The 24,303-nt window shown below is 32.8% G+C and carries 21 protein-coding genes; 11 read left to right on the top strand and 10 right to left on the bottom strand.

Annotated features, from left to right (window positions below):
• Nucleotides 1-71: 71 nt before the first annotated feature.
• Together map and blaOXA are read left to right on the top strand one after the other, a co-directional pair.
• On the top strand, nt 72-836 hold the full coding sequence (gene map, locus LXH21_RS10725) for a type I methionyl aminopeptidase (RefSeq protein WP_239865602.1): 765 nt from the start codon (nt 72-74) through the stop codon (nt 834-836).
• A 179-nt stretch (nt 837-1,015) separates the two neighbouring features.
• Nucleotides 1,016-1,837 carry a class D beta-lactamase gene (blaOXA, locus tag LXH21_RS10720; RefSeq protein WP_239865600.1) on the top strand — a complete coding sequence of 274 codons (822 nt, stop codon included), beginning with the start codon at nt 1,016-1,018 and terminating at the stop codon, nt 1,835-1,837.
• A gap of 326 nt (nt 1,838-2,163) precedes the next feature.
• Here the strand turns inward: blaOXA and LXH21_RS10715 are convergent, their stop codons facing one another.
• Nucleotides 2,164-3,765 carry an aryl-sulfate sulfotransferase gene (locus LXH21_RS10715; protein WP_239865598.1) on the bottom strand — a complete coding sequence of 534 codons (1,602 nt, stop codon included), beginning with the start codon at nt 3,763-3,765 and terminating at the stop codon, nt 2,164-2,166.
• 424 nt (nt 3,766-4,189) lie between these two features.
• Here LXH21_RS10715 and LXH21_RS10710 point away from each other — a divergent pair, with 424 nt between their 5' ends.
• The 7 genes from LXH21_RS10710 (at nt 4,190) to LXH21_RS10680 (ending at nt 12,986) form a co-directional block, all read left to right on the top strand.
• Nucleotides 4,190-4,987, top strand: coding sequence for a hypothetical protein (locus LXH21_RS10710; protein WP_239865595.1), 798 nt, complete (start codon nt 4,190-4,192; stop codon nt 4,985-4,987).
• 10 nt (nt 4,988-4,997) lie between these two features.
• Nucleotides 4,998-5,561 carry a hypothetical protein gene (locus LXH21_RS10705; RefSeq protein WP_239865593.1) on the top strand — a complete coding sequence of 188 codons (564 nt, stop codon included), beginning with the start codon at nt 4,998-5,000 and terminating at the stop codon, nt 5,559-5,561.
• Between the two features lie 296 nt (nt 5,562-5,857).
• A complete protein-coding gene (locus LXH21_RS10700) occupies nt 5,858-6,208 on the top strand; it encodes a DUF5763 domain-containing protein (RefSeq protein WP_239865591.1) in 351 nt (116 codons plus the stop codon).
• 364 nt (nt 6,209-6,572) lie between these two features.
• Nucleotides 6,573-7,517, top strand: coding sequence for a sugar phosphate isomerase/epimerase family protein (locus LXH21_RS10695; protein WP_239865589.1), 945 nt, complete (start codon nt 6,573-6,575; stop codon nt 7,515-7,517).
• A gap of 36 nt (nt 7,518-7,553) precedes the next feature.
• On the top strand, nt 7,554-9,806 hold the full coding sequence (locus tag LXH21_RS10690; protein ID WP_239865587.1) for a heparinase II/III family protein: 2,253 nt from the start codon (nt 7,554-7,556) through the stop codon (nt 9,804-9,806).
• Complete coding sequence (gndA, locus tag LXH21_RS10685) at nt 9,793-11,676, top strand: NADP-dependent phosphogluconate dehydrogenase (protein ID WP_239865585.1); 1,884 nt, start codon at nt 9,793-9,795, stop codon at nt 11,674-11,676. The genes LXH21_RS10690 and gndA overlap by 14 nt, the downstream gene beginning before the upstream one ends.
• A gap of 35 nt (nt 11,677-11,711) precedes the next feature.
• Nucleotides 11,712-12,986, top strand: coding sequence for an Nramp family divalent metal transporter (locus LXH21_RS10680; RefSeq protein WP_239865583.1), 1,275 nt, complete (start codon nt 11,712-11,714; stop codon nt 12,984-12,986).
• A gap of 179 nt (nt 12,987-13,165) precedes the next feature.
• On the opposite strand, the gene LXH21_RS10675 is transcribed toward LXH21_RS10680, so the two are convergent.
• The gene (locus LXH21_RS10675) at nt 13,166-14,260 is read right to left on the bottom strand and encodes a S41 family peptidase (RefSeq protein ID WP_262916198.1); all 1,095 of its coding nucleotides are present in this window, start codon (nt 14,258-14,260) and stop codon (nt 13,166-13,168) included.
• 1 nt (nt 14,261) lies between these two features.
• Nucleotides 14,262-14,699: a MarR family winged helix-turn-helix transcriptional regulator gene (locus tag LXH21_RS10670; protein ID WP_239865579.1), complete on the bottom strand. Its 438-nt coding sequence runs from the start codon at nt 14,697-14,699 to the stop codon at nt 14,262-14,264.
• Between the two features lie 360 nt (nt 14,700-15,059).
• Between LXH21_RS10670 and LXH21_RS10665 the strand changes: the two genes are divergently transcribed.
• Nucleotides 15,060-16,430: an aldehyde dehydrogenase gene (locus tag LXH21_RS10665; protein WP_239865578.1), complete on the top strand. Its 1,371-nt coding sequence runs from the start codon at nt 15,060-15,062 to the stop codon at nt 16,428-16,430.
• Nucleotides 16,431-16,552: 122 nt separating this feature from the next.
• On the opposite strand, the gene LXH21_RS10660 is transcribed toward LXH21_RS10665, so the two are convergent.
• Nucleotides 16,553-17,596: a YHYH protein gene (locus LXH21_RS10660; RefSeq protein WP_239865577.1), complete on the bottom strand. Its 1,044-nt coding sequence runs from the start codon at nt 17,594-17,596 to the stop codon at nt 16,553-16,555.
• 488 nt (nt 17,597-18,084) lie between these two features.
• Here LXH21_RS10660 and LXH21_RS10655 point away from each other — a divergent pair, with 488 nt between their 5' ends.
• A complete protein-coding gene (locus LXH21_RS10655) occupies nt 18,085-18,861 on the top strand; it encodes an SPFH domain-containing protein (RefSeq protein WP_239865576.1) in 777 nt (258 codons plus the stop codon).
• 147 nt (nt 18,862-19,008) lie between these two features.
• Here the strand turns inward: LXH21_RS10655 and LXH21_RS10650 are convergent, their stop codons facing one another.
• From LXH21_RS10650 to LXH21_RS10625, 6 genes are all read right to left on the bottom strand, one after another.
• The gene (locus LXH21_RS10650) at nt 19,009-20,454 is read right to left on the bottom strand and encodes an amidohydrolase (RefSeq protein ID WP_239865574.1); all 1,446 of its coding nucleotides are present in this window, start codon (nt 20,452-20,454) and stop codon (nt 19,009-19,011) included.
• Between the two features lie 682 nt (nt 20,455-21,136).
• Nucleotides 21,137-21,688, bottom strand: coding sequence for a DinB family protein (locus LXH21_RS10645; protein WP_239865572.1), 552 nt, complete (start codon nt 21,686-21,688; stop codon nt 21,137-21,139).
• Nucleotides 21,689-21,739: 51 nt separating this feature from the next.
• Nucleotides 21,740-22,246 carry a Crp/Fnr family transcriptional regulator gene (locus tag LXH21_RS10640; protein WP_239865570.1) on the bottom strand — a complete coding sequence of 169 codons (507 nt, stop codon included), beginning with the start codon at nt 22,244-22,246 and terminating at the stop codon, nt 21,740-21,742.
• 175 nt (nt 22,247-22,421) lie between these two features.
• A complete protein-coding gene (locus LXH21_RS10635) occupies nt 22,422-23,027 on the bottom strand; it encodes an LbetaH domain-containing protein (RefSeq protein WP_239865568.1) in 606 nt (201 codons plus the stop codon).
• Between the two features lie 13 nt (nt 23,028-23,040).
• The gene (locus LXH21_RS10630) at nt 23,041-23,220 is read right to left on the bottom strand and encodes a DUF2071 domain-containing protein (protein WP_239865566.1); all 180 of its coding nucleotides are present in this window, start codon (nt 23,218-23,220) and stop codon (nt 23,041-23,043) included.
• A gap of 92 nt (nt 23,221-23,312) precedes the next feature.
• Complete coding sequence (locus tag LXH21_RS10625; RefSeq protein WP_239865564.1) at nt 23,313-23,636, bottom strand: DUF2071 domain-containing protein; 324 nt, start codon at nt 23,634-23,636, stop codon at nt 23,313-23,315.
• Nucleotides 23,637-24,303 lie beyond the last annotated feature (667 nt).

Here is a 24,303-nt window from a genome sequence, read left to right as displayed (position 1 = left end):
TATCCCAATCCTATTTTAATATAAGGAAATTTGAGTTAGAATTTAATTTAAAATTTAAAAAGTAAAATATTATGTCTATAACAAGTGAATTAGAATTAATTGGAATGAGAAAAGTAAGTGATGCTGTTGCTTACACTCTAAAAGAAATGAAAAAATTTGCGCAAGTTGGTATGACTACTAAAGAAATTGATGATTTTGGAGGAAGTATTTTAAAGGATTTGGGAGCCAATTCAGCACCTTTTGTGACTTATAAATTCCCTGGATTTACTTGTATAAGTGTAAATAACGAATTTTGTCACGGAATTCCATCGAACAAGAGAATACTTTGTGAAGGAGATTTGATAAATATAGATGTTTCAGCAGAACTTGATGGTTTTTGGTCTGATAATGGAAATTCATTTGTCCTCGGACAAGATATTCATCAGCACCAAAAGCTAGTTGATGCCTCTAAAGAGATCTTAAAGAAAACAATTGACAATATTAAAGGTGGAGTAAAAATTGCAGACATCGGTTTTCTGATGGAAAACGAAGCGAAGAAAAGAGGTTATAAAGTCATTAAAAATCTTGGTGGACACGGTATTGGAAGGAGTTTACACGAAGAGCCAGATGAATTATTAAATTACAGAAACCGATATGACCAACGACGATTTAAAAAAAACGCTGTTGTTGCCATAGAAACTTTCATTTCAACAACATCATCACAAGCTGTTGAACTAAATGACGGCTGGACAATGGTTGGTAATAAAGGTGGTTTTATGGCTCAACATGAACACACAATCGTTATTACCGATGGGAAGCCGATTATACTAACAGAAATGAATGGGGTTTGGAATTAAATAGAAACTCAAAATTCTAACCCATATTTGTAACAATTCCGACATTTACTGGAATTGCTGCTTGATATTAAGTTTTCGTCAAGTTCTAAGTTGAACGATCACAATTTTCCAGCTATTTCGAAATGGCAAAATATGCTGTTACAACTTAGAAAGAATCCTCAAAATAAATAAAATTAAAGATGCGAAAAATAGCTTTACTTTTAAATCTTCTACTATTAGTTAATTTTAGTGCAAACTGTCAAATAAAAAATCTAAAACCAAGTGAAATTAAAAAATCTGAATTTGGAAATGTTTTAGATAGTCTGAAGGTTACAGGAGCAATTTTAATTTACGATGTAGGAAATAAAAAGTATTATTCGAATGATTTTGCATGGACAAAAACAGGAATTATTCCTGCATCTACTTTTAAAATTCCAAATTCTATTATTGCATTAGAAACTGGAATAATTAAAAGTGATTCCACAGTTTTTAAATGGGATGGAGAAAAACGTAGATTTAAAAAATGGGAAGAAGATTTAACTTTCAAAGAAGCTTTTCAAGTTTCTTGTGTTCCTTGTTACCAAGAAATTGCTAGAAAGATTGGTGTAAAGAGAATGAAATCTTATTTGAAAAAGTTGAATTATAACGGAATGGTAGTAGATACTTTAACAATTGATGATTTTTGGTTACAAGGAAAATCAAAATTTTCGCAGATGCAACAAATTGACTTTTTAGAAAGATTATATTATTCAAAACTACCGATTTCAAAAAGAACAGAAAATATAATGAAAGACATAATGCAGATTGAAAAAACTGAAAATTATGTTTTAAGTGGAAAATCGGGTTGGGGTATGAGAGGTGAAATAAATAATGGTTGGTTAGTTGGATATTTAGAAACCAATAATTCTGTTTATTTTTTCGCCACTAATATCGAAAAACAAAATACAACTATGGACGAATTTCCAGCAATACGTCTAAGTGCAACTAAAGAAGCCTTTATAAAACTGAAAATTATTAATTAAAATCACAGCCATCGATAGTCATTTATACTGACTATGAATACAACAGACCTATTTACTGGGATGCGAAAAAAACTAAAGAATTTAATGATAGCATAACCTTTGACCCTAATAAAACCATTGTAAAAGAAGACCGCTACTATTTCCATAAAGAAAAACTCATCCGTTGGCTTGACAATAACAAAAAAGGAATTGATCTTTCAGTTGCAAAAAATTTTACTGTTGGAAAAGAACTAATAACAAATGCTCATAAGATGAAAGACGAACTAAAAAAGTGAGAAGCATCGCTATTAAAATATTTTTAGTAAAGTAGGGAACTGCACTATGAATTATTTCACTAAAATTTTTATTCGTTTGATGATTTTTTCTTTTTCGAATTCGATAATATATAGTCCTGATTTTACATTAAGTCGTATATGATCGTTAATAAAGTTTTTGGTTTTGAATACTTCTTTACCATTAACATCAATAATTTTTATCACATCCAGCTTGATATTTTGATTGAATCTTAAGATATTTTCAATAACGGGATTTATTATCTTAATAGTATTTATTTCGTTTTGAACTATGCTTAGCGTTGCACAAGTGTTTGAAATGGAATTTTCATTTTCAATAGTACCTTTAGGAGTCAAGTCTTTTCCTGAAAAACCTTTATAATTAATGGGATATTTTTCGGCTCTAAAGATGGAGTTAAAAAAAGGGGAAACACTTTCGAATTGATTAAAAAGGCTAGTTCCGGATGGATTTTTATAAGTCCAAACGTGTTTACCCGTTTTTGTAATTTCAGAAACCTGTCCCAATGAACTTTCGCAGATAATAAAGTTACCATTTGGAAGACTATGCGTTCCAGATTTTATTTCTTCGTACATGGTTTTTTCTAAAATTGTGCCACCCCAAGACCAGTTGAAATTTGATGGTATAAAAGTATTGTTTTCTTTGGTGTATGCATTGTTAGAAATTTCAGGTTCTATCAAGTGCACTGTACTGTAAGCCCTGATTTCGTATGCTCCATTGTTGAAAACAGATATTTTACCTTCATCCAAATATCCAGGTTCTACCCATTTAACATCATGCTGTTTAAATAATTTTTGATTTTCAGCTCCTCCTTGTTTGTAAACTCTTGGATTGCCCCATCTCCACAAAATAGCTCCGCCAAGATTAGAATTACCTCCAGTATCACTTGCAGCTTCGGCGGTTGTAGTACTGTGATCTATAATATAAATTTCATTTAGATTTCTTGCAGAGATAATAATTTGATCCAGCTTTGCATTATAATCAATACCATTCACGTGAGTGTAACTTCTCTCGAAACTTTCAATATCAGAATCAACATAGTTTAAATCGATACGTTCAGGATGATTTTGAATAGTACCAAAATTTGGTTTTGCATTGTCGTAATCTTGAATTAGGTGGTCTATAAATTTCCATTCCCAAACAATCTCAGCACTGTTAATCCCCACTGGTTTTAACTCAATTATTTTATCCAAATCAATTTCTTGATCTACATTAAGGGGATTTTTCCCTTTAGCAATAATGTTTGTGCTAGTATAACTATCTCTAATAATGCATAAAATATTTCCATTAGGAAGTGGTTCAATATCATGGTGTTGATTTAATCCATTTGCGTTCATCTCATAATTCCAAAGCACTGTATTATTCCAATCTCTAATTTCTAATTTATCTTTGCCTGCTCGTAGCAGAGTTCCATTTTCTAAAAGATAGCATGTTGCTCCCGGTAAGTCTGTAAATGTCCACTCATTTATCTTTTGACCACAATTGTTGATTAAATACACTGCATTATTTACTTCTGGTGAAAATAGCGTATAACCTTCAGAGACATCGTTATCTAAAAAAAGCAACCCAACTGTCGGAGTTTGTGACCTAACGACCGAAAAAGTTAGAAGAAAGAGGAGGGTAATTTTTCTTATCATGGTATTATTTTAAATAATTGATTTTCAGCGCGTAATATAAAAGAGGAAATCAAAAATAAAAAATTAATAATAGATATGCAAACGTTTGCAGAATAGTTTGATTTAGATATGAAATCTGCATTTGTACTAATTAAATTTTGGGTAAAATTTCTATTTTGGTAAACATTGGTGAGCAATTTTGAAATGCATTAATTTCGTCTTTGCATGACTAAATTTACAGAAAGAACATTTTTAAATTTTCCTTTTTGTTATATTTGGCCATTGTCTAACAATGCAGCAGCTTGTTAAAATTGCAGCATATGTAATTGATTCAAGGCTATCTTTTTTGTCAAATTTTCGATTGATTGAAAATTTAGTAATTGCGAATTTCTAGCAATATTTACTGTACAAAGCCTTGGTTAATATTAAAAAAATATTGAGAATAATGAGAAGAATATTGTTTTTAACATTGATAGTTTTATCAGCATCTTGCAATGACAAGAAACCGAAAAAAAATATCACGGCAAGAAAAACGGATATAGCCTACCAGAAAAAAATAATATCTGCAAAACATGATTTGAAAGTTGACAGTGTTAAAAAAGTTGAAATCGGTTACTATGACAACTTTGAAAAACTACCGAAGTTAAGTTTTGAAACTGTTACTGAAAGTGAATTTTTATCGATAGAACCGAAAAAATACATCGAAACTACAAAGCCAGTTCAAAACAATGATTTTTTTTATATCCAAACAGCTTTAAGAAAACATAAGTTTAAAAATTACCGTGATTATGGTGGTGAAGAAAGCTGGAGCGGATTTAAGTATCTAGGGTATTATTCGAACTTAAAACTTTTTGCTATTCAAGAAAATTCAACATCTGATAATTTAGGTTTTGAACAATTATTTTTACTGGATAGCGTGAATGATTATGAGTACCATATTATATCATTTGGAGATGGAGCAGTAAAATTACAAATACCATCTATTAACAACAGATATTTTGTTTATTTCTACAATTCCGTTTACGAACATAAAAACTGTGACATTGGAATTTTGAAAATTAACGATAGTAGTTCTCGAGAGAAATATTTAAGTGAGTATGCAAGTTATAGTTCACAAGACTTTGCAATCGATAAAATTGCATGGAAAACGGATAACATTTTTTATGTAAAAGGATATGAGGAAGTCAACGAAAATGGGGAATGGCTAAAAAAGTATACATATTATAAGACAGAATTTAAATAATAAATAACCTATGAACAAAACAATTTTGACTTTAGTAATGATCAGTTTATCATTAACTGCAAAGTCTCAAAATACAAGCGTTGAAAAAAGTGTCTCTGGTATTCAAATAGGACTACTTGGTATTTGGGCACACAATGAAGCTAAATTGTCTAATCAGATTGCACTACGCACCGAAATAGGGCTCGATAGCGGAATTTGGAGTGGAGATTATTACGACGGTACAGGTTTTTTGATGACTCCAGTTCTTACTGTTGAACCAAAATGGTATTATAACCTGAATAAAAGAGAGCGAAAATCAAGAAGAACTGACGGAAACAATGGGAATTTTGTTTCACTCAAATTAACATATCATCCAGACTGGTTTGTAATTTCTAATTACGACAATATTAATATCATCAATGATGTATCCATTATACCAACTTGGGGAATTAGAAGAAACATTGGAAATCACTTTAACTATGAAACAGGAATTGGAGTAGGTTATAGGTATGTTTTTGCAAAACAAGCAGGTTATTTAGAAAATGAAAGTGAGACAGCTGTAAATCTACATTTACGAATCGGTTACCGGTTTTAAAACCTGATGCATAAAAATCATCTAATAAGAGTAGAGTTTCATAGTAATTTCTCACTTATAACATAAATTCACTTCTTGCATCTTTCATTTGTTTGAAATAAATAAGCAACCTAGATAGAATCGCTATATTTGTATCGACTGCATTATCATAGATTTTAAGAGCAGTCGTTCACTACCTCCATAAATTGGTTATAAGTAACCTCAAATAGCTTTAACAACAATTGAAAATGATGATAAAGATCACTAAATCATGTAATTTATTATTGTTTATCACTAGCTAGAAAAGAAAATTAATCATGAAGTTTATAAAAATAGTTTTTCTTTTACTAGTTTCATTTGGAGTGAAAAGCCAAAGCGTTTATAAAACGCCTTCAGGTGCGAAATACCATTTGGCTAGCTGTAGAATGGTAAAAAATGTTTCCAAAGTAATGAATATAAGTAGTGCTGTCCAAATAGGATTGACAGCTTGTAAAATTTGTAAGCCACCAACAGCTTCAGTTTCTAACTTAGTATCAAAAAAAAGAGTAAGCGGACAATCTACCACTGTTCAATGTAGAGGAACTACAAAGGCCGGCTCCAGATGTAAGCATCAAACTAGTATAGCAAATGGATACTGTTTTCAGCACAACCCAGATAAAAACAAATAGATATTTGAATGGCTTATTTGATTTTTTAACTCTTTTATACTCTTTCTCTAGATTAGCAATTCACCAAAATTCAATGGGACTATAGCTTAGATTTTCTTGTAAGTTAGCTTCAGTTCCACCTTTATTAGAATCAGTTAAATTCTCCAGAACTCTTGACTCTACCCATTTTACTTAATATAGGCTAAAAAGATAGTTGTAGTGTTCACTTTCGTCTATAATTATAAAATTTCGCAAATATTAGGCAGAAACTGATTTTAAAGTTTTATTTCGAAAAATAACTTATATTTGGAAAACCAATTTGGTGCTCCAATTTGTTTAGGCTTTTTTAGCAGAGCAGATAAGTGCATTTTTAACCAGTAATACCATGTCTACACGAAGAGAATTTATTTCAAAATCAGCTTGTGCCGCTGGAATGCTACCGTTGTCAACATTTTCTTTTCCAAGCATATTTGATTTTGATGACCATGACGTACTTGATGTAAGCATATTTTCTAAGCATCTCCAATTTTTAGATTACAAGGCAACTGGAGAAATAGCAGCCGAAATGGGTTTCGCGGGTGTCGACTTAACGGTGCGTCCCAATGGTCACGTACTTCCTGAACGTGCAAAATTGGATTTACCATTAGCTATTGATGCGATTAGAAAGAGTAGTGTTCATTGTAAAATGATTACAACTACGGTCGAAAGTGTCAATAACCCGATTGATATTGAAGTGCTAGAAGCCGCAGCGGCAGCTAAAGTTAATTTCTACAGAACGAACTGGTTCAAATACAAGGATAATTTATCGATGCAAGATTCGCTTATTTTCTACCAAGAAGAAATAAGAAAGCTGGGCGACATCAATAAAAATTTGGGTCTTGTAGGATCGTATCAAAACGTTGATGGAGTAGTGGTAGGTTCCTCTTTTTGGGAAGTAAAGAAAATAATGGAAACGGTAAACCCCAATTACTTTGGCTCACAATTTGACATTCGACATGCTGTGGTCGAAGGAGGAAATTCATGGGAAAATGCTTTTCGACTTTTAAAGGAAGATATTAAAATCATTGTTCTTAAAGATTTTAAATGGGGAAAAGTAAACGGAAAATGGGAAGCCATTAATGTACCTATTGGCGAAGGTATGGTTGACTTTACAACCTACTTTAAATTACTAAAAAAGAACAATTTAAAACCACCGGTGTCCTTGCACATAGAATATGATCTAGGTGGAGCAGAACAAGGTATACGAACAATTACTGTTGATAAAAAAGTAGTTTTTGATGCTATTAAAAAAGATTTAAAAAGCATTCAGAAACTATGGAAAGAAGCATAATACAACTATAACTAACCAAATAATTATTGCTAAAAAATGAAAAGAATAGCCTCTTTATTACCACTATTTATCTTATTTCTATCCCACATTCCGCAAGATGTTTTTTCTCAAAAGATACCTGCAGAAAGTAGTATGGATACAAAAGAACTTTTTTCTTATTTAAAACCAGAAGTACAAAAAGAACTTGGCGGATCTAACGGTGTTACGCCAGCCAAGTTGGCCGAATATTTTAGAAATAAATTTTCGGAACGCTACTTTTATGATTGGAAAAATAATGATGCTCGTTTCAAGCAGTATGCTGCTACTTACCCAGAAGCAAAAAGCGGCCATGTTGAGAGAGCGCTAGATCATTTGACTAAATTTCCTGCAGTCGCACAGTGGAAATTACCATACCAATATCAAAATGGTGATCCTGTGAATGCGTATGCAATGCGTCATTTAGCTCGTCAGCACAAGATGGTAGATATTGCATTCTATTACAATTATCAAAACAAAGACGCGCAATATTTAAATTACTTCAAAAATCAATTGAAGTCGTTGAATACAGCATTAAATGCCAATAAATATGAGACGATCGAGGATGGTAACGGAATTTATGAAGCGTTTCGATCAGGATATCGCATTTTAAACTGGTTGGAAATTCATAACATGTTCTTGGGGGAAAAAGCCTATTCAGACGAAGACCAGCTGATTACCATTGCAACTTTATTGCAGCATGCTTCAAGTCTTTATGAAACCAACGGCGAATTTGTATCGGGTAATCACCAAACACGAGGAATGTCGGCACTTGCAATGTTATCTATTTTATTTAAAGATTTTAAAGATTCAGATCAATGGTATGATCATTCGATGGGAATGCTGAAACAGCATCTTACACAAGAAATCAATAAAGATGGTTTTCAGTTTGAACGCAGCGTTCATTACCACATTAGTGATATTGATACATACTATTTTGTTTACCAATTAGCAAAAAACAGTAATATCAAAGTAGATGAATTTTGGGAGAACAAACTAAAGTCATTGTTTGTAACACTTACAAAAATTGGATTCCCAGATAAATCAGCACCTGTTTTCTCTGATGATACTGATCAGCCTTGGGCAGAAAAAAACAATATTTCTGGAGCTTTGACGTTGGGTTACTTGTTATTCTCAGATCCTGCGATGGGGTATTTTGCTAATAATTTTGTGGCATCGGATATGTTTTGGTATCTCAACGACAACCAATTAAAAATGTTGGATAACATTAAATCCAAAGAACCGCAGTTCACTTCAGTCGCTTTTCCAGAAACGGGTTACTACTTTATGCGTGACGGTTGGAAAAAAGAAAATATGATGATGGCAATTTCCAACGGATTAGATCCTGAGAAACCTGATCATCAACATGGAGATATGTTGGGTATTCAAGCTATGGCAAATGGTCAAGTTATTTTGCCTAATTATCAAGTGCGATATTCACTTAAAGATTATGAGTTCTTTAAAAACTCAATGGTCAAAAATGTTGCTTTGGTTGATAACGAAATGCAAGGAAAAGAATATGGTGGTAACCAGGGAGGTAGTGGTTTCGGAAAGTTTAAAGTTTTACCAAATCCGAAGACGATTGGTTGGAAAGCTGGTGATGATGTCGATTTCTTTGCTGGTAGTCATGATGGTTTTGAGAATATAGGAGTACACTATTCAAGACAAGTAATTTATTTGAAAGGGGATCTATGGATTATAAAAGACAACTTTAAGTCTGATGCTCCTCATACATACAAGCAAGTTTGGCAGGGACATTATAGTTTAGAAAAAGCACCCAATTTATTGCGTTCTACTTTTAATGATGGCTCTGGAAGTGATATTTACCAATTGATCGCTACAGATAATGTGATTACAGATGGGAAGGATGGTAAAGAATGGTCAGTAATTTCGAAAGAGAAAAAGGAAAATTTTAGTTTTATCACTGCAATTGCTCCTTTTAAAAAGTTTGATGATCGAATTGATGAAGACAAAACGAATCCAGATGTAAGAGGTTGGGCTGTTAATAAGTCAAATTGGACGATGGAAGGAGAGGAGTCTGTATCTTTGACTAAAGAGAATGTAACTGCATTTTTCTCTGTGAAGAAAGTAGTTTCAAATGCAATTCAAATTCAGTTTTCTACACCTTCAGATGTTTATGTGAAAAATGAAAAGAATAAAATTACGATACAGTCGTTAAGTAAAACTGACGTACAGTTAAGCTATACCAATAAGAAAACCAAAAAAACTACACTACTTAAACCAGGAGAAACAATTGTTTATGAAATCAAATAAAATAATATATGTTATGGGTGTCTCTGGTGTTGGTAAAAGCACCATTGGAGAATTGCTATCTCAAAAATTAGGAATTCCCTATTTTGACGGTGACTATTATCATTCGAAAGCAAATGTGGACAAGATGACTGCTGCAATTCCTCTGAATGATGACGATAGGCAAGCTTGGTTAGAAACACTTAATAATTTAGCAAAAGAGCAATTAAAAACGAACAGTTGTATTATTGTTTGTTCTGCTTTAAAACAAAAATACAGAGTAATATTAAATGCTGGTATTGATGAACCGATTCATTGGGTTTATTTAAAAGGTTCCTATGAGCAAATCAAGCAGCGTATTGAAGCTCGCGATGACCATTATATGTCTTCAAAATTACTAGCATCGCAGTTTGAGATCTTAGAAGAACCCAAAGATTGCATTGCGATTGATATCACATTAAGTCCCACTGAAATTGTAGAAAAATTGAAAAAACAGCTGACCGAAAAAACAGAATTTGGATTATTTGGATTGGGAGTAATGGGAAAAAGTTTGGCTAGAAATCTAGCGCAAAAAGGATTCAGTATTTCCGTTTTCAATAGACATGTGGCAGGAATTGAAGAGAATGTAGCAGTGAACTTTAAAAATGAGTTTGAAGAACTTTCTGATTCGTTGGCTTTTGATGATTTGCAGTCTTTTGTAAATTCTATGGAGCGACCTAGAAAAATAATGTTAATGGTCAATGCAGGGAAAATTACCGATGCCGTGATTGGAGATTTATTACCTTATTTATCAGAAGGTGATATTTTGATCGATGGTGGGAATTCGAACTATAGAGATACCAAAGAAAGAGCAGATTATTTAAAATTAAAATATATTTACTTCGTAGGAGCAGGTGTTTCAGGTGGAGAAGAGGGAGCATTAAAAGGGCCATCGATTATGCCTGGAGGTGAACTAGCCGCCTACAAAAAAGTGCAACCTTATCTAGAAGCTATTGCTGCCAAAGACAAAAACGATTTACCGTGTTGTACTTACATAGGTGAAGAGGGAAGTGGTCATTTTGTAAAAATGGTGCACAACGGTATAGAGTATGTCGAAATGCAACTTTTGGGAGAAATATACAGTGTCCTTACTGCAATGGGTAATAATCCAGATGAGATTGCTGCTATTCTAGAAAGTTATAAATTGACTGCTAATAGCTACTTACTAGAAATCACAGAAGCTATCTTTCGAAAAAAAGAAGGCAACGATTGGCTTGTCAACAAAATCATGGACAAAGCAGGAAATAAAGGAACAGGAAATTGGACTACAATTACAACTGCCGAATTGGGAATTCCGAGTACATTGATTGCTTCTGCATTGTTTGCTAGGTACACTTCATTTTATAAAGAAGAACGAATTGAAGCACACTCTAATTTTGGATCCAATATACAGCCAGATTTAGATATCAAGGCAATTCTAGACGCTTATCAGTTTGCTAGGATTATAAATCATTATCAAGGTTTCAAATTAATTTCTGAGGCAGGAAAAGCACATAATTGGAATTTGAACTTGAGCGAGCTTGCCAGAATTTGGACAAATGGTTGCATTATCAAATCGGATCTTATGGTTGATTTGGTAGAAGTTCTTAAAGAATCAGATAACATATTGACCCATTCTAAAATAGTTGAGCTAGTAAAAACTTTGAAGCCTAGTGCAAATAAAGTAGTATCTGAATGTGTTTTGGCTGAATTACCAATTACGAGTTTAAGTGAAGCCTTGCAATTCTTAAACAGTTATGCAACTGCCAATTCTTCTGCAAACATTATACAGGCGCAGCGTGACTTTTTTGGCGCACATACGTACCAACGCATAGATGATGCCTCGGGTAAATTTCATCATACCAACTGGAAATAACCACCACTAACTAATCAAAAACAAACCAACAAACCATGGAAACTATTAAGACAAATAAGTCTATTACAAAAAAATTAATTGCGCTCATTCTCAGTTTTGGTCCCGGAATATTTGCCATTGGCTACACAATAGGTACAGGAAGTGTTACCTCGATGATTGTTGCAGGAAGTACTTATGGAATGCAATTATTATGGGTTTTATTATTGAGCTGCTTGTTTTCTGGAGTATTAATGTTTGCCTACGGGAACTATGCGCTAATCTCTGGAGAAACTGCACTTTATGGTTTTAAAAAACACATTAAAGGAGGCAAGTATTTGGCATTAATTATCATCATCGGTATATCATTTGGACAGTGGAATTCATTAATGGGAATCCTAGGAATTTCGGCCAATATCATCTATGAAATTCTGGCGATGAATTTTAAGGGTCTCATAGGATACAAATACGAAACAGTACTTGGTGTTGCAATTTTAATTATTGGTATTTTCTACGCGCTGATGCTAGTAGGGAAGTATGCTTTTTTTGAGAAGATACTGGTGATTTTTGTAACTTTTATGGGATTGTCGTTTATACTCTCTCTGTTTTTTGTATACCCTTTACCAGCTGATGTTGTTATGGGATTAATTCCGTCAATACCAACTGTTCCGGGAGGTAAAATGATGGTTGCCGCATTTGTGGGAACCACTATGGCGGCAGCTACATTTTTATCACGTCCTCTTTTTGTAAGAGGTAAAGGTTGGACAATTGCAAATCTCGACCAACAAAAGAAAGATTCTATCACAGCAAGTATTTTTATATTCTTGATAAGTGGTGCTGTAATGGCAGTTGCTTGTGGGGCACTATACCACCAAGGGCACCCTGTTACAAAAGTGCTAGATATGGCCAATACGTTAGAACCTGTAGCAGGTAATTTGGCAGTTTCTATTTTCTTTTTTGGCACATTGAGCGCAGGTTTGTCTTCTATTTTTCCTTGTTTATTGATTGCACCTTTATTGTTGGCTGATTATCAATCTGGAATCTTAGATACCGATTCACGCCAATTTAGAGTAGTAACATTTATTGCTTGTCTGGTTGCTTTGATTGTTCCGATTTTTGGAGCGAACCCAATTGAGATGCAAATTTTATCGCAAGTTTTTAATGTGTTTGTATTGCCAATCGTTGTTTTCGGAATTATATTAATGGTCAATAATAAAAAAGTAATGAAGGGATACAAAACAAGTTTGTTTGTAAATATCGGTTTATTTTCTGCACTGTTATTTTCACTAATCATATCCTACACAGGTATATTGGCTTTATTAGAATACTTTTGATTAACAGTCCTATAAATTAGTCCGCTTTGTGCGTGTAGTTAGTTTTTAAGAATGAAATGGTGTCCCATATGATTTTAGGGAAATTTGCTTTCATTCTTAAAAACAATTATTACAGTTCTTTTTGATTCGATACTTCTATTTTGGGTATGCAATAAATACTTTGGTAACCATAGGGAAAGCTATAAATCTTTCTCTAAACTTTTGATTAGTTCTCGAATTTCCTCTTCTTTTAATTCGGTTTTAGAGCTGTTTTTTAATAGTTCATTCAGCGCCATACAGTAAGTATTCGTGAATGCTTTTTCTTTACTTACAATTATATCTGGAGTTACACCCAATTGTTCCCAGCTGTTTTTCGTTAAGGTTGCAGTAATTTTTCCACTCGGAATTAAGACTAAAAATTGATTATCAATAATAAAATGATCAACGGGATTGGCAGCACCCCCAGTTTGCTCCCCGATTACCTTTGCCAAATTATAAGATTGTAGAAAGTAAGATAAGCCTTCTCCCGCTGAAAAGGTAGTTCCACTCGTTAATATGTAGATTGGTTTGTTTAGGTATTTCAATCCTAACACCTTATTTTTCGTCCAATCTTCAGTACTATGATCTGTATTTCGAAAGTAAGTATCATAAAGCTTTGTTTTTACTTTAAAAAAATAACTACAAAACTGAAGCAACGTATTTCCATCACCACCTTTGTTTTCTCTTAAGTCAATTATTAATGAATTGGTATTGGCTACAAAATTCATCGCAGCAGCCATTGCAATTTCGCTTGATTTTGGCTCAGCAAAGCCTTTGTAATTGATATAACCAATATTTCCTTCAAGACGTTTTACACTTTCAAAGCCATAATTTTCGAGACTATTCAAATAGTTATAGATCTTTTGCTGCTCTTTGTCATTTGGAACTTTAGAATTTACTTGAGTATTGCCAATGTATTTAATAAAAAAATGTTTGTCTTTGGTGACTGATTTCAAGTAAGTAGTGAGTTGTTTCGCAAAATCTTTATTGTCTAAAAGGGCAAATTTATCTTGAATATTTTTTTGTCTTAGTAAAGAATCCGTTTGAATCGCAATATCTTTAAATATATAATGATTTTTTACTTTTGCTGCTATTTGATTCATAATATGCAGTCTGTTTTTTTGAATGCTGTCTGTATTTTGACCAAAGGAGAAAGTCGTAATAAAACAGAATAGTATAATTAATGTGTGATGTATTTTGTTTTTACTGTAATCGTAGGGTATACAGATTAGCTTTTGTCGATTTAATTTTTTCATCTTAGTTCTTACAATTTATAATTATCTTATTCAAAATTTCATCAAGAGTTTCAATTTCGTTCAGCGATAAGCCTGCAAGAGCAGTTTGTCTGTTTTGGGTTATCACGGGGGATAGTAGTTCAATGGTTTTGGTTCCTTTTTCGGTTATTTCCAGCGTGTATTTTCTTCTGTCTAATTCGTTTATCTGTCTGGTTAGATAATTTTTTTTTACCATTAACTCGATAATTCGAGTAATCGAAGCATTGTCTTTAAATATTAATTTTGCTATTTCTTTCTGCGATAAAAAAGCATTTTTACTAAGAATAATTAATAGCAAGCACTGGTCTACAGTGATGTCTGTAACAACAGCAGCAATATTTTTTTGTGATAGTTTTCGGTACTCTTTAATTGTTTGCTCAATTGTATAGAGTACAGTTCCTGTTGGATTATTTGTTTTCATAATTTAATATTTGACACAAATATAATTGATATATCAATTACTTTTTAAAAAAGTGTACTATTTTATTTTTCAGCTATATTTAGTTAGGAGACTAATAGGCTAGTGGTGTCTCTTAGCTTTTCTTACTCATCAAATAAAATTCAGTGTTTAGTCAGTTTTTGGACGTAAAGGTGCAGTTTAATGCGATTGCATTCAAAATAGAATGGAAACCAATCTACTTATTGAATGTAGGGTCGTAGATTTGTTTGAAAGGATTATTGAAACGGAAGCGATAGTACAAGATTTAGCTAAAAGTCACTACATATTTTAGTTCTTTTTGTTGCTTCAAGATTCTCAAACACTAATCAAAAACAATTACAGATGGAAATTCAAGAAATACTGGCGAGTCAAAAAGCTTTTTTCAATTCAAATGCAACCAAGAGCATTGACTTTAGGATCGCTCAATTGACCAAAATTAAGAAGGTTTTAAAAGACAATGAAGCGTTACTTTACAAAGCGATTTACGATGATTTCGGAAAGTCAGAATTTGAAACCTATTTGACAGAACTATCGTTATTGTATCACGAAATAAACAATTCAATTGATAATATCGAAAAATGGAGTAAACGAAAAAAAGTTTCCACAGGATTTGTAAATTTTCCTGCCAAGAGCTATATCATTCCAGAACCTTTGGGTTCAACACTAATTATTGGAGCTTGGAATTATCCTTATCAACTATCCTTGGTACCAGCAATAACTTCACTAGCCGCTGGGAATACAGTCATCTTGAAACCAAGTGAACTTCCTGCTAGAACATCGGCAGTTATGGCCAAATTGATCAATGAGAATTTTGCCTCTGAATATTTTTGCGTGGTCGAAGGTGGGATTGAAGAAACTACAGAATTACTTAATCAGAAATTTGATAAAATATTTTTCACAGGTAGTACTACCGTTGGTAAAATCGTTTACCAAGCAGCTGCAAAGCATTTGACACCTGTTACATTAGAACTAGGAGGAAAGAGTCCCACTTTTGTACTTGCAGATACAGATATTAAAATGACAGCAAAGCGAATTGTTTGGGCAAAATTTTTAAATGCTGGACAGACTTGTATTGCACCAGATTACATTTTGGTCGACAAAGCAATTGAAAGTCGTTTTCTACAAGCATTAAAAGAGGAAATAAAAGCAAATTACAAAGAAAAAGACGTTAAAGCAGAAAACTATTTGCAGATTATCAATTCCAAAAATTTTGACCGCTTGATCAAACTACTAGACAGTAATAAAATATATCATGGCGGAACTACAAATGAAGTAGAGCGATTTATAAGTCCGACTATTATGCATAATATCACATTTGAAGACGAAGTCATGGAAGATGAAATTTTTGGTCCCTTGCTTCCTGTATTGTCATTTACCAATCTAGATGAAGCCATTAAAAAAGTCAAGAGTAGGCCAAAACCTTTATCGTGTTACATATACACGAAGAGCTCAAAAAGCGCTGATAAATTGTTGAGTGAAATATCATTTGGCGGCGGTGCTGTAAACGATAGTTTAATGCATTTGTCAAATAGTAAGCTGCCTTTTGGTGGTGTGGGCGGAAGCGGAATCGGGAACTACCATGGTAAAGCTGGTTTTGATTCATTTACCCACTTCAAAAGTATTTTAGATAAATCATTTTTGTTGGAACCCTCAATTAAATATGCTCCATATTCTGATATGAAAAAGAAAATTATCAAGTGGTTTTTAGAATAATAAAAAAATCCCGACTCCTGCATAAAATAGCAATAGTCGGGATTTTCTTTATACGATTAATAATCGAAGATATTATAGCAATTAAGCTAAAGAAAAGTGATTAGGAGTAATCATACTTGAACCTACTCAGCAAATTCACCGCGTAATCCATTTATAAAATTATTATTTCCTGCTTTGTCTACGTGGTAGTGATATCCTCTCACTGAATCGTAGTGACCTCTTAAGGCATCTAGATCTTTGTAATCTGTTCCCTTGCTATCTGTATTTTCATACAATCCGTATCCATCCATGGCGTACCCTATCATGGCTGCATGCTGATCTGTTTGTGCGATTCTTGTCGAAAGACCAGTTGCTGCATGATAATGATAACCAGCATTCAAATTAATATGTCCACCAGCATCATCAAAAGGAGCCAAAGTGTAGGCGCCTAGAATACGATCAGTTGGTGCAGGAGCATCAAAAACAATTCCGTTAAAAGCCAACCCACGGGTAGACGGTGTACTATCATGAGATGGTTTAGGGCCCCTTTCGCCATCAGGCTTTGGATGACCTTCTGGCCCGTCAGGTCCGCCTGGTCCTCCGGGACCTTTTGAAAATTCATAAGGCTTAGCAGCTGCTTTTGGACGTACAGGAATATAATAAGTATGGGATAGATTGGCTACGTAAGAAGGCAAACATTCTACACAATAATTTTTATATTCTTCCCCTACATTAGGATTGGCAGCCTCGCGGCAATCCGCTTCCGTTTTGGTCTTAGTAATGGCTCCAGTGGCTTTGTTATACATAGCCCAAGTAGAATCTTTATAAAACTGCGCTAAGTTTTTTACAAAAGCTCCATCTACATCATAAACTTTACCGTTTTCTAACCAAATACCACCAGCAGAAGCATCATCAGAAATATTGGTAGGGCACCAAGGTCCCATGGCGTGATCAGTTGGCGTACTTTTAACTACAATTTTATAGCAATCGGCACTTGATCCATCTGATAGTGTCCTGGTTTCGATAGTAATAGGTTCTGCTAATCCTCCATTCAAAAACTTAGCCTTGTCAACGGGAATTACAAGCTTATCTTGTGGAGCAGCTGTAGTCGTGTTTTTACAAGAGAAGGTAAGTAGGCTAGTGGCAAGAATGCAAAAACCTATTGTGATTATTTTTCTATTCATCATGATAATTTTTTAAGGGCTTTATTTCTTTAAGAAGGCAATTTCTTACAATCTATGTAATGAAACCTGAGTCTCTTACAAGATACAAATAATTGACAAAAGAATGTTTTTTTTAATGTATTAGAGCATTTCTATTTCTTCTAAAGTGATAGTTGACACTTTTGTGGAGATAAATTTCAGCTTGCAAGGAATAAATAAATATTTTAGATTTTAAAAAAATAGTAATTGAACTCGTAAATTTAATATATCTTACAAATGTATTTAAGCTCTTGCTAAAATGATCACAATTATTGAAAATAAATTAGAATGAAAAACACAATTTTGAAAGTATTAATTTTTATAGTTTTTCTGATTGCACTCTTAAAATTAAACCAAATTGCATTTAGAAGTGAGACTCCAAGCCTTACCATCATTACATTAATAGGGAGTGTTATAGCACTAACACTTTTCCCATACAATAAATTTTTTAACCGCAAAAAGCAAAATTAATTATGAAAAAATTTCTACTTATCGGACTCGCAATTGTGAGTCTTACCTCTTGTAACCGCCCCGAGCCCAACTACGAGGGGGTATTAATGACAGATTACGGAAGAAATGGATTAGAAAGCTTTAAAACAGTTACGGGAGCACAAGGCCCATTAGGTCCAGGTTCTGAATTGTATCAAGTACCAATGTTTGAACAAAAAGCAGACTGTGATGCGATTAGTGTTTCGGCTCGCGATGCCGGATTATTCACTATTGACCCATCTTATACTTACCAAGCAACAAGGGGGCAGGCGCCATCAATCGTGCTTAATTACAAGCACCTAGGTACAGGAGAGGAATTTCTAGACAATGTAGAAAACAACACCTTAAATAAGTTAGTCACAGACTCATATCGTGAAGAAGCACGTAATTACACGACCGATTCTTTAATGAATAATTTAGGTAGTTTTGAAAAATCAGTAGAAGTAGTGCTGGCCAAAAAATTTAAGGATAAAGGTTTTTCACTAAACACACTTACGTCTGGATTAACGCCGCCAAAATCTATGGCAAACGCAATTGAGCAGCGAAATAATGCTGTGCAGCAGGCCAATCAAGTAAAAAATGAACTCGAAACATCTAAAATGTATTTGGAAAAAGCTAAAATTGATGCAGAGACCAACCGAATGAAATCTAGTGGTTTGACAAAAGAAGTTTTACAACAGCAATACATCGAAGCACTACGAAACACACAAAACAAAGTGATCATAACCGATGGTAGAACACCTTTGATTTTAAATCCATAAACAAATAAGCCGCGTAGTAATACGCGGCTTTTGTTTTTTTAAGACTTGTTTAAAATTTCGAATACCAAGAATAGCAATTGTTTTTTGTCGAATAGCAATCTACTGTATCCGAGCAAAATAATTAAATACTGAGAAGAAATTATCTATTTAATCTCTGTAATTTAAAGCTGGTTCCCGGTCACCAAGTAATGCTTTGTATTGATAATCGCCTTTAGCTTCAATAAATTCTTCCTTTGCTTTTTTAATTAAGTCAGGATTAGTAAATAAATCAATTGCAGTAAATGCCAATGTTTTGGAGGCTACCATCATTCCTTTAATTCCAATTTCAGTACCACCAGAAGCAACAGCTTGCCAACTATGAGCGCTTGTACCAGCAACCCAAGTGGCAGCTCTAAGTCCTACTGTTGGAATAGCATAACTTACATCACCAACATCTGTAGACCCAAGTGTTTTTGCTATGCTAATAGGTTTTACAGTCGCGACAGAATTAATTGGAGCATACTTATCTGTAAAGGTTGCTTGCATTTTCTTTGCATAAGCAACTTCGTCGTCTGTGTAAGTAACACCGCCTACTTTTTCTAAATTTATTTGCATGTTGGCCACCAAAGTTTTGTTTATTAGTAAGTCATGGGCACCACCAATGATTTCAAAATCCATTTTGGTTTCTGTACCCAAGGCAGCACCTTCTGCAGCTTTTTTAATTCGCTCAAATGTGGAGACTACTTCTGTTTTGGCTGGATTTCTCACATAGTAATACACTTCGGCAAAATCGGGTACAACATTAGGTGCTTTACCACCGCTTGTGATTACGTAATGTATACGAGTTTCTTGCGGTACGTGTTCTCTCATCATATTGACCATATGATCCATTGCTTCGACTGCATCTAGAGCAGAGCGTCCTTTTTCTGGCGAACCAGCAGCATGAGAGGCAATACCATGAAATCTAAATTTAGCCGATATGTTTGCCAGTGAACTTGAATTGGTAACCAAGTTATCATCGCTTGGATGCCAGTGTAATGCTACATCTACGTTATCAAACAAACCTTCACGTACCATATATACTTTTCCGCTTCCACCTTCTTCGGCAGGGCAACCAAATATTTTAATTGTTCCTTTTAATTTTCCTGTTTTCAATAATTTTTTGACAGCAATACCTGCCGCAACCGATCCTGTACCAAACAAATTATGTCCACAAGCATGTCCACTTGTATGATTGGCACTTGCTGTTTTGGTAGGAGAATTATCTTGTGATAAACCGGGTAAAGCGTCGTACTCTGCCAAAATTCCAATTACGGGTGAGCCGCTCCCATAAGTTGCTACAAATGCAGTCGGTATTCCAGCTACACCTGCTTCAACGGTAAAACCATTATCTTTTAAAGTATTCTGCAACAATGCAGCACTTTTTTCTTCCTTAAATCCTAATTCAGCATAATCCCAAATAGTTAGGGCGATCTTTTTATACTCGCCATAATTAGATTGCATAGAGGCCGCAGTTTCTTTTTTTAACGCATCAGTTGCTTTATTATTTTTGCTTTGAGCAATACAACCAAATCCAATTGTCAGTGAGACAATAGAAGTAAGAATTAATTTCATATTATTTTTTTAATGATGATTTATTTTAATAATGATGTACTGAGAAATAGAAATCCATTAGTCCGTCATTTAAGAATAGGATTAAAGTAAAAATGTATCTTCTCGGTTTTACGAAAATACAATATTACCACTAGACATCAGCCATAACAAGGTAATTAGCAAGTAATTTTTCTTGGGTCTGTCATCAATATGGTTTTTTTACAAAAATATCTTTGCAATAAAACAGGAAATGGAATCAATTGAATTGTTTTGAATGGTAAAATTTAATGAGGTTTTTTTATCAACGGGAAAATTAAAGCACTTTCAATGTTATAAATAGTCATACTAGAATCGAAAACTACAGCCTAAATAGCGAAAAAAAGAGGCAGAATTGCCTCTAATTTTTTTTTAAGTTTTCAATGATAAAAGATTGAGTTGTGAAATTAGTAACAGCTCTGATCAATAAGGTTTCATCGTTCAGAAACGAACGAGGTGAAGCTTTCACATTTAGCAGATGTATTAATTTACGTTGTATAAATATTATATAATAGACAGGCTTTTAGCAATAGATAAAAAATTTTTCACATTAAATAGTCTGCAGACAAAGATCAAGTTATAATACACAAATCTTCATGTAATTTTTTGATACACAGATCAGATTAGTATGCATTTACAATAAAAATAATAATAAAACTGCCGTTTTTCAATGAATTATAATCATGCTTTGTATTCTCTCGATTTGTATAAAATGTCTAATGATATGATTTATAAAAAATTGAAATGTGTCACCTAAATTTATTTTAATTAAACTAGAAATTGAGGTTTCAATTTTTATTTTTTTTAAACTAACGTGTCTTGAACATTCTAACAACTGTAAAAGCTTAATTTGCTGATTTATAAATGTATCTATAACAGATGTATTAAGGTTTACATTTATAGGGTCTTTACTTTTAAACGTCTTTATTTTATTGATTTTTTTTTGAGGTAACATACTTTTTGCAAAATAACTACCTAAAATTCCGCTTGTAAATTCTAGTTCAGGTCTAGTTTTAGAATCATTTATTTTAGTTTCCATTTGCTGCAAATAGAAATTACCATATAAATTCAAATGTTCTAGACATTCTAAAATATTCCAAGATGTCTCACATTTTCTCCAAGTCAGTGTGTTTAAATCAGAATATTTTAATTTTTCTGCCTTCTTTAAAACTTGAAGAGTATATTCTAAATGTATTTCGATAAATTGTTTGGATTGCATATTTTTTTTATACAAAGTTCTCAAAACATATTGCAAAATTCTTGATGAAGGTCAAGATTTTTTTAATCTAGATAAAGTTTCGGCACTCATTCTTAAATAATTTGCAATATATCTGTTTGGTATTTCTTGAAATAGTAATGGACTTCGCTTTAAAACTCTTTTATATCTTTCTTTTGGGGAACTAGTTAAAACGTCAATTTCACGTTCCATTTGTTGAAGAGCTAAATTTTCTAAAATTTTGGTCCACTCTTCTCTGTTACTTTCAAGTTCCAGAAATTTGTCGATTTGTATTCTGTTCACAACTTTTACTACTGTTTTTTTAATTGCTTGAATTAATAAATCAGAAGGTTGTCTCGTTAGAAATGAATCTAATGAAACAATTAAATTTTCTTTGTAACCAAATCGAATTGTTTGCTCGACATGATCATCTAAAAAATAAACTCTTAAACTTCCACTTACGATATAATATAAATTTGTATCAACACTACCTTTTATTTTTAAGTATTCGTTTCTCTCAATTACAATTTCTTTATTTGAAAGTTCTATAATTTCATCCATTATTTGTTATGTTATTAAAATTTTGAATTTGTCGTAATTCTGTTTTAATGCGACTTTAAAGATAAAAGATAATAATTTCTAATTTTAATTTACGCACTGTATGTAGTTAAGTGCTAAGTCCATTTTCTAAATCAGTTATTTACAATTATTTTTCCCCAAAGTATATTTCTAGAGATTATTTTACTTGCTCAATTAATTCAAGACGCTTTACAACAGCATACTTATCTAAAATTGTTCCTGGAGATAAAACTGCATTTGCTCCAATTTTTGAAAAATCACCAATCAATGAGCCGAACTTTTCGAGTTTAGTGTCAATAATTTTATCATTATGTTTTACAAAAATTCTTTTGTCTTGTCTTTCATTGAAGTGATTGGCACAGATTGAACCCGCTTCAAAATTTGTATTATGTCCAATAATACTATTTCCTATATAGTTGAAATGGGCAACTGCAGTATAATCAAATATTATAGACTGCTTTATTTCTGAACTTGGTCCGATTTTTACAGAGTTACTTAAAAATATAGGTCCTCTCAAATAAGCGTTTGCACCAACAAAGCAATTCTCAGAAATGATAATTGTTCCTTTCAAAATCACACCTTGTTCAATAGTTGCCGTATTGTGTATGGCAATATTATTTTCAATTTTGTAGTTACTATCCAAGACTTGAATTCTCTGTGATAAAATATCTTCTAAATTGTCAATTATTTCCCAAGGCTGTAAGTCTTCAGTATGTGGGAACTTTGTTTTTATATTTTCGATGTAATTTTCAAGCTTTAACATAATACTTAAATTATTATTTTCTTTGGTTATGTTTTCCCCAAGCAATTATTTTAACACCTTTTGAGTACTGAATTATGTTGGGTTCTTCTTTAATTAGTTTACTAAATCTTGGATAATTGAATTCTAATTTTTTTACTTCAATTTGACTAATGGGCCATTCTAAATGGTGAATTTCAACTTCGTTAATAGCCATTTATTTATCTTGGAAAAGTACGTATCTTTCAGTAAGCCACTTTTCCAATAACGTTTTCTTCGAAATTTCATTTCCAATCTCAAAATGAATATCTAAATTATCATTAAATTCTGAGTTAGTGGATTCGAATTGATTTGCAGTTCGTTTGATTTTGAAAATCGATAGGGAAGATTAGATATTCCTTTTGCAATTTTGCAAGACAAACTTTCTCCTCCCTCAATGCTTAAAACGTACACACCAGTTTTATACTTTGATTTTACATATGTTCGAATATTAATTTCATCAAAATCTGAAATTGGAGGAAAAGCAGGTAAGTTTTTTGGCCTTATTTTTTCCATTGTACAAGCTCCGACCGAAATCCAGGCTTTGCCATCAATAAGATCGATTTCTAATTCTTTTGGGACAAATTTTTCCAACTCGGATAATTCAACTTGCCAATGCAGAAATATGGCATTATTCCATTCTTGATATAATTTTCAACTTCCCGTTGGCATTTTCCACGGCCTGTGGTCGGTGGTGTTTAAAATTTCTTTAATTGTCATTTTTAAATTTGGATGTAACATTTTGATGCTATGAAACGGCTGGAAGTATTTAATAACTCAAATTTGCACATAACAAAAATTTGATGCGAAACGGTAAATCCATTAAACTCCATATAGCTCAAAACATCTATGTAAAAGTATAATTTTTAGTGTATTAAAACTAAGTTTATACAATAACAAGATGCCTTTTATAATTAAAAGATATTCACTGGTGTAGATATTCATAAAAAAAACTTGAACAGTTTTATTCAATAAAGCTTATTCTTTTAATCTAATATTATTCTGTAGAATTTTATATAATTCAAATTTGAGTAAATATATTAATCTCTAGAATGTGTAATAGCGGAGAGTCCTTATAGTGTTCAGGACTAATTTTGAGGAGCAACTTGCAGCTATTTGGTTATTTGATTGAAACACCTAATTTATTATGAGCCCCGATAGAAACGGCATCCTGTTGTGTTGCTATTGCAAAAACAACAGATACAGTGTATAGCGGGACCAATGGTGTGCTGAAAAACGAATTTTTTGCTCCTTAAAAAAA

Origin of the sequence: Flavobacterium algicola (assembly GCF_022399565.1) — a bacterium.
GTDB lineage: Bacteria > Bacteroidota > Bacteroidia > Flavobacteriales > Flavobacteriaceae > Flavobacterium > Flavobacterium algicola.
Note: the sequence above shows the minus strand (reverse complement) of the source record. Positions and strands in the feature narration are given on the sequence as shown.